Genomic DNA, 9,202 nt, shown 5'->3' on the forward strand with positions numbered 1-9,202 from the left:
GAATGTGCACAAGGGTTGCGGACAGTGACAGTGGACAATAAGGAATAGTTCCTGGTGGGCGCTCGCCGACACCGCCGGCGCGGCCCGTGCCGCCCGGTCCGGCGGGGGTGGTGTCCGGCATGGACCGGCCGGGGCGCCTGCGAACGCTGCTCTTGCGTCACCCAGGGTGATGGCGGGGGCGAGGATGGTCTACCACCGTGGCACCCCTTTGCTCTGCAGCCATCAACGCATCGGTGACCGAACGCTACCGCTGCGCCCGTGTGTGCAGAGCAAAGGGCCGAGCGATGCATGCCGACGACCGGTAGCGCTGGAGGACATTACCTGTTCAGCGCGATATGCCGCGAGGCGACGCTCAGTACCGCGTCCAATCTGTGATCACGCTGAGTAGTTCGGCGGATGGGTGCAGCGATATCACTGAACGTCACCACTCGAGGGTCGCGGTTCTTGGCGCCGTGCTCTCGGGCGAGGACACTGTGGCGTCCGCCTGCCGGCGCGCTGTGCCACTCCGATTCGCTCACCGGATGTGGTCATGGCGACGGTGCGCGACGAGTGGTGTCCGCGGCCGATCCGCGTGTGCCGGCCCGACCCGCAGGCGGTGGCCCGCCGACTGGGAGAGCGTCACCGCGTGGTTCTCCGTCCTCTGGGTGGTGGTGGCGGCCACGGTCGTCGTGACCACGGTGCGTCGCGCCTGCGGCGGCCGGCCGGCGGCCGCCGACGAGCGTCCGGCCCCCGGCCGGCCCGGCCGGCGGGCGCGGCGGGTGATGGCCGTCGCCTCGGCCGTGTTCGGCGCGGTGCTGCTGGGCGTGGCCCTGCCCCGGTTCGCCCGGGACGGCCGGCCGGTCGCGTTCCTCGTCCCATGGGCGGTGGCCGTCGTCGCGATCGTCGGGTTCAACCTCTGGACGGCGTTCCGTGGTCCGGCACGCGGCGCGCGTGGTGACGCCGGGCAGGTCACTCCGCCGGCGCCGCCACCTCGATGACGTCGGCCGGCGCGCGGCGCGGGGCCGGCGGCAGGTCGGCGTCCGGTCCCCAGCCGACGCGCACCACCAGGTAGGGCTCGCCGATGCCGGCGAGCAGGTCACGCATCATCCGGCGCGGCCAGGCCAGCTCGATCGCGTCGCTGAGCGGCGCGCTGGCCAGGCCCTCGGCGGTGGCGGTGAGCAGCAGCGCCGACAGCGCCTCGCCGCCGCGCAGCCAGGCCGCCGGGTCGTCGCGCTCACCGAACAGGATCAGGTACGCCGCGCCCCGGTCGAAGTCCGCGCCGACGGTCAGCCCGGCCGCCCCACCGGGAGCGTGGTCACGCAGCGGCACCCGCCGTGGCGCGGGCCGGACCGCGGTGGCGGTGGGCACGCCGTCGCCGCTGCCCGCCGGGCGATTGGTCCAGCGGCGCAACTCCTCCCGGTACGCCGGGTCGGCCAGCTCGGCATCGGCGGCGCGGCCGGTGGAGACCGCCAGCATCGGCATCTGGTCCGGGCGGACCACGTGCAGGTGCGCGCCCTCGGCCTCGACCGCGTCCCCGAGCCGGGCCAGCACCGGTTCCGGGACCGGGCGGTCGCCGTACGCGCGCCGGTCGGTGCGGCGGCGCGGGATCGCGTCGACCAGCCGGCCGGCCGGCACGTCCAGGGCGGTCGGGCCGGTGGTGCGCAGCCGGGCGAGCAGCGTCGGGTCCGCCCGGTCGGGCAGCCGCTCGACGTCGACCGTCCAGCCGGCGGCGGCGAGCGAGACCCGGGCGTGGTGCAGCGCCGCGCCACAGCTCAGGACCAGCAGTCGACCGTCCGGGTCGGTGTGCGCGAGCTGCCGGCCCGGGTCCGTACGCAGCTCCAGCGCGTCCGCGCTGACCCGCCAGCGCCACGGCTGGGTGTTGAACACCGAGGGGGCGTGCAGGGACTGCCGGGCTGCCGCCTCCAGCACCCGTACCGTCGGGTTCTGTTCGGTACGCGTCGATGACCGGTCCATGGCGGCGCCTCCTCGTTGCTCGTCCCCTTCCGAGGTTGCCGGCCGCCGTGCCCCCGGGCCAGGGTCGGAGGGCCCGACCGACCGGGACCCTGCGTCCCGAGTGTCAACAGGGGCCCCTGCTCTGCCGGAGGCGTCAAGCGGGGGCCCCGCCTTGCGTGGGTGGGACAGCGAGGGCGATGGTCAGGTCGAGGATGGTGGCGGGGTCGTGCAGGCGGTCGCCGAACAGCTCGCGGAGCTTGCCCATCCGGTAGCGGACGGTCTGCGGGTGCACGAACAGGTCCGCCGCCACGTCGTCACGCCGGCCCTGGTGCAGCAGCCAGGACCGCAGCGTCTCGGCGAGCCGGTGCGCGGTGGCCGGGGGAAGCGCGGCGAGCGGCGCGAGGGCCTGGGTGCGCAGGTCGGCAAGCGCTTCCGGGTCCATGCTGAGCAGCAACGCGGAAAGGTGACACTCGGTGTCGACCGGCCCGGCGTCCGGCTCGCCGAGGCCGAGCGTGAGCGCCCGGGTGGCCCGCTGGTAGGACGCGGCGACCCGGTGCCAGGGGCGGGCCGGGCCCAGCACCGCCCGGTGCCCGTGCAGCAGCCGGACGAGTTGCCGGCGTCGTCCGCCGTGCGCGTCCGGCACGAGCAGCACGGCCAGCTCCTCGGCCGGGTTCATGCCGGGCAGGTCCTCGCCGCTCTCCAACGTCTGCGGGCCGAGCAGGGCGAGCACCGCGCGCAGGTGCCGGCGGGGCAGCAGCACCACGGTCAGCGTCTGGGGTGGCGGCCAGTCGGCCCGTTCCGCGCTGCGCCGCAGCGACTCCTCCGGCTCGCCGGCGAGCAGCTGCTGGGTGAGCCGTTCCAGGTCGCGGCGGCGGACCCGGCCGGCGCTGGCCAGCTCGTCGGCGTGCCCGGCCACGCTGGCCGCGGACAGCTCGTCGATGTACGCGAACATCAGCTCGGCGAACTCGGCCACCGTCTCGGCGGCCAGCCCGCTGCGGACCGTGGTGGTGGAGACCTCCCGCCAGGCCACCCGGGCACCCACCCGGTACGCGGCCAGCAGCGCGTCCATGCTCCGCCCGGCCCGTGCCTCGCCGCTGCCCAGCGCGTACGCGGCCTCCAGCGCGGGGGCCAGGGGAGTGCTCGGGTCGAACGCCTGGGTACCCTCGATGAGCTGGAGGAACGTGCCGAGCGCGATGCGTACCGCGTTCTCGATCTTCTCCCGCATGGTGCCGGTGAGCGCGCCGGAGTAGTCCGTCACCTCGGCGGTGATCGCGCTGACCGTCCGCTCGGCGACCATGGGCAGCCGGTCGCGCAGCAGCGCCGCGACGCCGGCGTCGAGATCGAGATGGGCGGCCCGCGCGCCGGTCCCGGTCTCCTGCGTCATGTTGTTCCCTTCGAACAAAAACCCGTGACCTTTTCACCTTTGCTGGTCAAGATGTTATGCGATTCCGCAGCCACGCTGGTCATATGACCACAACTGCGCCCCGCCGCCCCCAGAAGGCGTCCTTCCGGGACAGGCTGCTGCGGCTGGCCGGCACGGTCACCACCCCGCTGCTGCCGGGCGACTACCTGGACATGATCGCGCCGCTGCGCGCGGGCGCCCCGCTGCGCGGCCGGATCGTCGCGGTCCGGCCGGAGACCCGCGACGCGGCGACGCTGGTGATCCAGCCGGGTCGCGGCTGGCACGGCCACCTGCCGGGGCAGTACGTGCGCCTCGGCGTGGACGTCGACGGCGTACGCCAGTGGCGCGCGTACTCGGTCACCTCGGCGCCGGGGGCGGCGGACGGCCGGATCAGCGTGACGGTCAAGGCGATCCCGGACGGCAAGGTCAGCAACCACCTGGTCCGCCGGATCCGGCCCGGCACGATCGTCCAGCTCGACCAGGCGCAGGGCGATTTCGTGCTGCCCACCGCGACGCCGGAGCGCGTGCTGTTCCTCACCGCCGGCAGCGGCATCACCCCGGTCATGGGGATGCTGCGGGCCGGGCTCACCGAACGGGCCGACGTGGTGCTGGTGCACTCGGCGCCCACCCGCAACGACGTCATCTTCGGCGCGGAGCTGCGGGCGCTGGCCGACCGGGGCGCGGTGCGGCTGGTCGAGCGACACACCGCCACCTCCGGCCTGCTCGACGTGGCCGAGCTGGACGACCTGGTACCCGACCACGCCCAGCGGCACACCTGGGCCTGCGGCCCGGTCGGCTTGCTGGACGCGGCGGAGACGCACTGGGCGGCGCGCGGCTGCCCCGACAGGCTGCACACCGAGCGGTTCCGTCCTACGGTGGTTACGCCGGGCGACGGCGGCACGGTGACGTTCACCGGGGCGGGGGTGACCGTCGCGGCCGACGGCGCCACCACCCTGCTCGACGCGGGGGAGAACGCGGGGGTGCTCATGCCCTCGGGCTGTCGGATGGGGATCTGTTACGGCTGCGTCGTGCCGCTGCGGCAGGGCGCGGTACGCGACCTGCGCAACGGCGACGTCACCACGGCCGTGCCGGGTGACGGCGTGCGGATCCAGACCTGTATCTCGGCGGCCGCCGGTACCTGCGACATCGAACTCTGAGGAGCCACCGACGTGACCGTGATCCAGAAGAAGGCCGACAACCCGATCGCCCACCTGAGCGCCGAGGACATCGAGATCATCGGCAAGGAACTGGACGCGATCCGGGACCGGGTCATCGCCGACCGGGGGGAGCGCGACGCCCGCTACATCCGCAAGGTGATCAAGACCCAGCGGACGCTGGAGATCAGCAGTCGCGCGGTGCTGCTGTTCTCGCTGTTCCCGCCGGCCTGGATCGTCGGCACGGCCGGCCTCACCGTCGCCAAGATCCTCGACAACATGGAGATCGGGCACAACGTCCTGCACGGCCAGTGGGACTGGATGCGCGACCCGAAGATCCACTCGACCACCTGGGACTGGGACCACGTCTCCCCGGCCGACCAGTGGAAGCAGTCGCACAACGAGCTGCACCACCGCTTCACCAACGTGGTCGGCAAGGACAACGACCTCGGGTACGGCATCATGCGCGTGGACGAGGACCAGCCGTGGCACCCGATGCACCTGGGCCAGCCGGTGTGGAACCTGCTCAACGCCGCCTTCTTCGAGTACGGCATCGCCGCGTACGACCTGGAGCTGGGCGACCACCTCAAGCAGAAGCGGCTCAAGGACCCGAAGTTCCGGGCCAGGGCCAAGGCGGTCGGCCGCAAGATCCGCAAGCAGGTGCTCAAGGACTACGTGGTGCACCCGCTGCTCTCCGGCCCGTCGTTCCTGTCCACGTTCGCCGCCACGTTCACCGCGAACCTGATCCGCAACGTGTGGAGCCACTCGGTGATCATGTGCGGGCACTTCCCGAACGGCGTGGAGACGTTCGAGAAGACCTCCATCGAGGGCGAGACGCGCGGCGAGTGGTACCTGCGGCAGATGCTCGGCTCGGCCAACATCAGCGGCCCCCGCCTGCTGCACATCATGACCGGCAACCTGTCGTTCCAGATCGAGCACCACCTGTTCCCGGACCTGCCGAGCAACCGCTACCAGGAGATCGCCCCGCAGGTGCGGGCGCTGTTCGACAGGTACGGGCTGCGGTACACCACCGGCCCGCTGCCCAAGCAGGTCGCCTCCGCCTGGTGGAAGGTGATCCGCCTGTCGCTGCCCAACCGGCGCGACCGCCGGCAGCCGGTCGCCCCGGGCCCGCTGGTCCCCTCCGGCGCGGCCTGACCGACCGGTGCACGGTGGGTGAACTTCCGCCCGCCGGCGCCTGCACAACCGGTGTCCGCCCAGCTCAGCGCGGCTTCCGCGCACTTCGTGGCGGTCGCCGACCCCCGTACACTCGCGCCGTCGAGCTGAGGGGGGTGTGGTCGTTGATGCCGTACGACGCCGCGACGCCGCCGGCCGCCGGCCGGCGGGTGGTGATGCTCGTCGACAACGCGGTCGAGGGTGACTCGCGGGTGCAGAAGGCCGCCCGGTCCGCCGCCGACGCCGGCTGGGACGTCACGCTGCTCGGCTGCGCCCGGGTCGACGCCGAGCGTCGCTGGCGACTCGGCGACGCCGAGGTACGCGTGCTGCCGCTCGACGCCCCCCGCGACACCCGACCCGTCGCCCCTGGTCAGCAGGGAGACGTGCCTCGGGCGGTGGGCGGGATGTCCGGTCTGCGGCGGCGTCTGGTGGCCCGGGGTGGTCTGCCGCTGCGCGCCGCCCGGCTGGCCCGCCGGCCGGTGGAGCACGCCCAGGTCCGCTACTGGCGGGCCCGGCTCGGTGACCGGGCCTGGCGTCGGCTGGAGCCGGGCCTCTGGGACTACGAGCGGGTCGCCGGCCCGGTCGTCGACGCGCTACGCCCGGACCTGATCCACGCGCACGACTTCCGGATGCTCGGGGTGGCAGCCCGCGTGGTCGACCGGGCCCGGGACCGGGGCCGCGCCGTGAAGCTGGTCTGGGACGCCCACGAGTGGCTGCCCGGCGCCCGGCCCCGCCGCGACAACGCCCGCTGGCTGCCCGCCCACCTCGGCTACGTCCGCGAGTACGTCGGCCACGCCGACGCGGTCGTCACCGTCTCCGACACGCTCGCCGACCTGCTGGTCCGCGACCACGCCCTGCCCGAACGCCCCACCGTCGTGCTCAACGCGCCGGTCACCGCCGCCGACCCGGTCATGGCTGCCGAACCGGTCACCGGGGCCGGGTCCGTCCCGGCCGACGCGGGCGAGGCGGACGACCGGGACGCACCCGACCTCCGGGCCCGCTGCGGCCTGGCCGCCGGCACCCCGCTGCTGGTCTACAGCGGGGCGATGGCCGTCCAGCGCGGGGTGGACACCGTGGTCGAGGCGCTGCCCCGGCTGCCCGGCGTACACCTGGCCCTGGTCGTCGCCGACCCGGCCGCCGGCTACGTCCGGGAGGTCGTGGCGCGGGCCGCCCGGCACGGCGTGGCCGACCGGGTGCACGTGCTGCCGTACGTGCCGCACCGGCAGCTCGTCGCGTTCCTCGCCGCCGCCGACGTCGGGCTCATCCCGCTGCACCACTGGCCCAACCACGAGATCGCGCTGATCACCAAGTTCTTCGAGTACGCGCACGCGCGGCTGCCGATCGTGGTGAGCGACGTCCGCACCATGGCCGACACGGTCCGGGCCACCGGCCAGGGTGAGGTGTTCCGTGCCCGGGACGCCGCCGACCTGGCCCGGGCGGTCCGGGCGGTGCTCGCCGACCCGGCCCGCTACCGCGCCGCCTACGACGGCCCGGACTCGCCGCTGTCCACCTGGACCTGGGAGGCCCAGGCCGACCGCCTCACCACCCTCTACCACCACCTGCTCACCCCCACCCCCCTTCCCTGAGTGCGCTGATTCACGGAAAGCGTTGCTGTCAAAGGCTGAATAGCCACTCTTTCCGTGAATCAGCGCGGAGCGGGGGCGGGCGGGGGCGGGCGAGGGCGGGCGAGGGCGGGGCGGGTGGTGGGGGAAATGAGGTGGGCGGGGGAGGGCGGGTGGGATAGCGTTGGCGGTATGCAGAGCAGGCGATCGATCACCGCCGCGGCCGCGCGAGCTTCCCGCTCGCCGGTTGCCGCCGCCTGACCTGCCCCATCCCACGCCGGCGACCGGAGACGGTCCGCCGGCGTCGTCGTGTGTCACGGCCACCGTCGGGTGGGCCGTCCGGTCGCCCGTACCCGGAAGGCACCCGCCATGACACCCGACGAGATCATCCGTACCTTCGTCGAGCACCACCATCGCCTCGGCCACTCCGACGCGCCGGAGAGTTCCCTGGTGCCGCCGCCCGGCGACCCGGTGCTGTTCACCACGTCCGGCATGCATCCGCTCACGCCGTACCTGCTGGGGCGCCCGCACCCCGGCGGACGCCGCCTGGTCAACGTGCAGCGGTGCCTGCGCACCACCGACCTGGACGAGGTGGGCGACCGGACCCACCTGACCGTGTTCCAGATGCTCGGCTCCTGGTCGCTCGGCGACTACGACATCGCGACCAGCCTGCGCTGGGGCTTCGACCTGCTCACCGACGGCTACGGCATCGCGCCGGGAAAGCTGCACGCGACGGTCTTCGGCGGCGACGACCACGGCCTCGGGCCGGACGAGACGGCACGCGCCACCTGGACCACGCTCGGCGTGCCGGTGGAGGCGCTCGGCGCGGACAACTGGTGGTCCAACGGCCCGACCGGCCCGTGCGGCCCGGACTCGGAGATCTTCGTGTGGACCGGTGACGACCCGCCCACCGGCACCCCGAGCGGCGACGACCGCTGGGTGGAGGTGTGGAACCACGTGCAGATGCGACACCACCGGCACCCCGACGGCCGGCTCACGCCGCTGCCGCTGTCCAGCATCGACACCGGCATGGGCCTGGAACGGCTGGAGATGGTGCTGCGTGGTGACCGGTCCGTGTTCACCGGCGACGGGCTGCGCCCGTGGGTGGGCGCGGTCGGCGACCGGTGGGGCCTGCGCGGCGCGGACCTGCGCGTGGTCGCCGACCACCTGCGGTCCGCGGTGGTCGTGCTGGGCGACGGGGTACGCCCGGGCGCCACCGGCCGCGGGTACGTGCTGCGGCGGCTGCTGCGCCGCGCGTTGACCGTGCTGTGGCGCGACGACCCGACGCGGAGCCTGGACGAGCTGCCGCTGACCGGATTCGACGACACGCTGCGCCGGTTCCGCCAGCCGGTCCAGCCCGGCCCGCTGCGGGCGGTGCTGCGCGACGAGGAGCACCGGTTCCGGGGGCTGCTGCGGCGCGGCCGGCCGCTGGTCGAGCGGGTCCGGGCGCGCGGCCCGTTGACCGAACCCGACTACCACTGGCTGCACGACACCCACGGGCTGCCCCGCGACCTGGTCGACGCGCTGCTCGCCGACGCCGGCTGAGCGGTTGGCCGCTTGGCCCGGCCGGTGCCAGACTCGGTGCAGACATCGCCGCGAGGGAAGAGGCCCCATGACCGGGTACGACGTGCGGCCGGACGAGGAGACGGTGCCGCTGCTCGGCGCCGAGGTGCACATCGCCGACCCGGCCGGGCTGCTGACCGCCGCCCAGGACGGGCCGGTGGAACTGCTGGCCGGGACCGACTTCCCCGCCCCGGTGCGGGAGGTCCGCTGCACCGTGCGCGCCGACACCGTCGACGGGCGGCCGGCGCACCGCTTCGAGGCGTACCTGCGGGTGGAGGCCGCCCCGGCCGGCCTGCTCGCCCTCGGCCTGGCCGGCCCGGTCGGCCTGCTGCTCGCCGAGCGGCTCGCCGCCAGCGCCGTCGACGGCCCGGCCGCCGCGGTGGGCCGGGCCGCCGCGGAGGCGACCCGCCGCCTCG

Annotated in this window: 7 protein-coding genes and 1 pseudogene; 6 read left to right on the forward strand and 2 right to left on the reverse strand. The window is 74.3% G+C overall.

Annotation, left to right across the window (positions count from 1 at the left end; translation table 11 throughout):
* Positions 1-668: 668 nt before the first annotated feature.
* Positions 669-977 carry a hypothetical protein gene (locus C8054_RS04500; RefSeq protein WP_146179867.1) on the forward strand — a complete coding sequence of 103 codons (309 nt, stop codon included), beginning with the start codon at positions 669-671 and terminating at the stop codon, positions 975-977.
* Here the strand turns inward: C8054_RS04500 and C8054_RS04505 are convergent.
* On the reverse strand, positions 949-1,953 hold the full coding sequence (locus C8054_RS04505) for a nitroreductase (RefSeq protein ID WP_107155425.1): 1,005 nt from the start codon (positions 1,951-1,953) through the stop codon (positions 949-951). The two genes, C8054_RS04500 and C8054_RS04505, sit on opposite strands and share 29 nt — an antisense overlap.
* 133 nt (positions 1,954-2,086) lie before the next feature.
* Positions 2,087-3,316, reverse strand: coding sequence for a CdaR family transcriptional regulator (locus C8054_RS04510; protein ID WP_107155426.1), 1,230 nt, complete (start codon positions 3,314-3,316; stop codon positions 2,087-2,089).
* Positions 3,317-3,399: 83 nt separating this feature from the next.
* Here C8054_RS04510 and C8054_RS04515 point away from each other — a divergent pair, with 83 nt between their 5' ends.
* The 5 genes and pseudogenes from C8054_RS04515 to C8054_RS04535 form a co-directional block, all read left to right on the forward strand.
* On the forward strand, positions 3,400-4,491 hold the full coding sequence (locus C8054_RS04515) for a ferredoxin reductase (protein WP_107155427.1): 1,092 nt from the start codon (positions 3,400-3,402) through the stop codon (positions 4,489-4,491).
* Between the two features lie 12 nt (positions 4,492-4,503).
* Positions 4,504-5,643: an acyl-CoA desaturase gene (locus C8054_RS04520; protein ID WP_107155428.1), complete on the forward strand. Its 1,140-nt coding sequence runs from the start codon at positions 4,504-4,506 to the stop codon at positions 5,641-5,643.
* Between the two features lie 194 nt (positions 5,644-5,837).
* Entirely contained in the window at positions 5,838-7,247 is a 1,410-nt protein-coding gene (locus C8054_RS04525; RefSeq protein ID WP_107155449.1) for a glycosyltransferase, read from the forward strand.
* 345 nt (positions 7,248-7,592) lie between these two features.
* Entirely contained in the window at positions 7,593-8,768 is a 1,176-nt protein-coding gene (locus tag C8054_RS04530; RefSeq protein WP_107155429.1) for an alanine--tRNA ligase-related protein, read from the forward strand.
* A gap of 67 nt (positions 8,769-8,835) precedes the next feature.
* A pseudogene (locus tag C8054_RS04535) lies at positions 8,836-9,202 on the forward strand (ATP-binding protein); the annotation flags it as partial.

Source organism: Micromonospora sp. RP3T (assembly GCF_003027925.1).
GTDB lineage: Bacteria > Actinomycetota > Actinomycetes > Mycobacteriales > Micromonosporaceae > Micromonospora.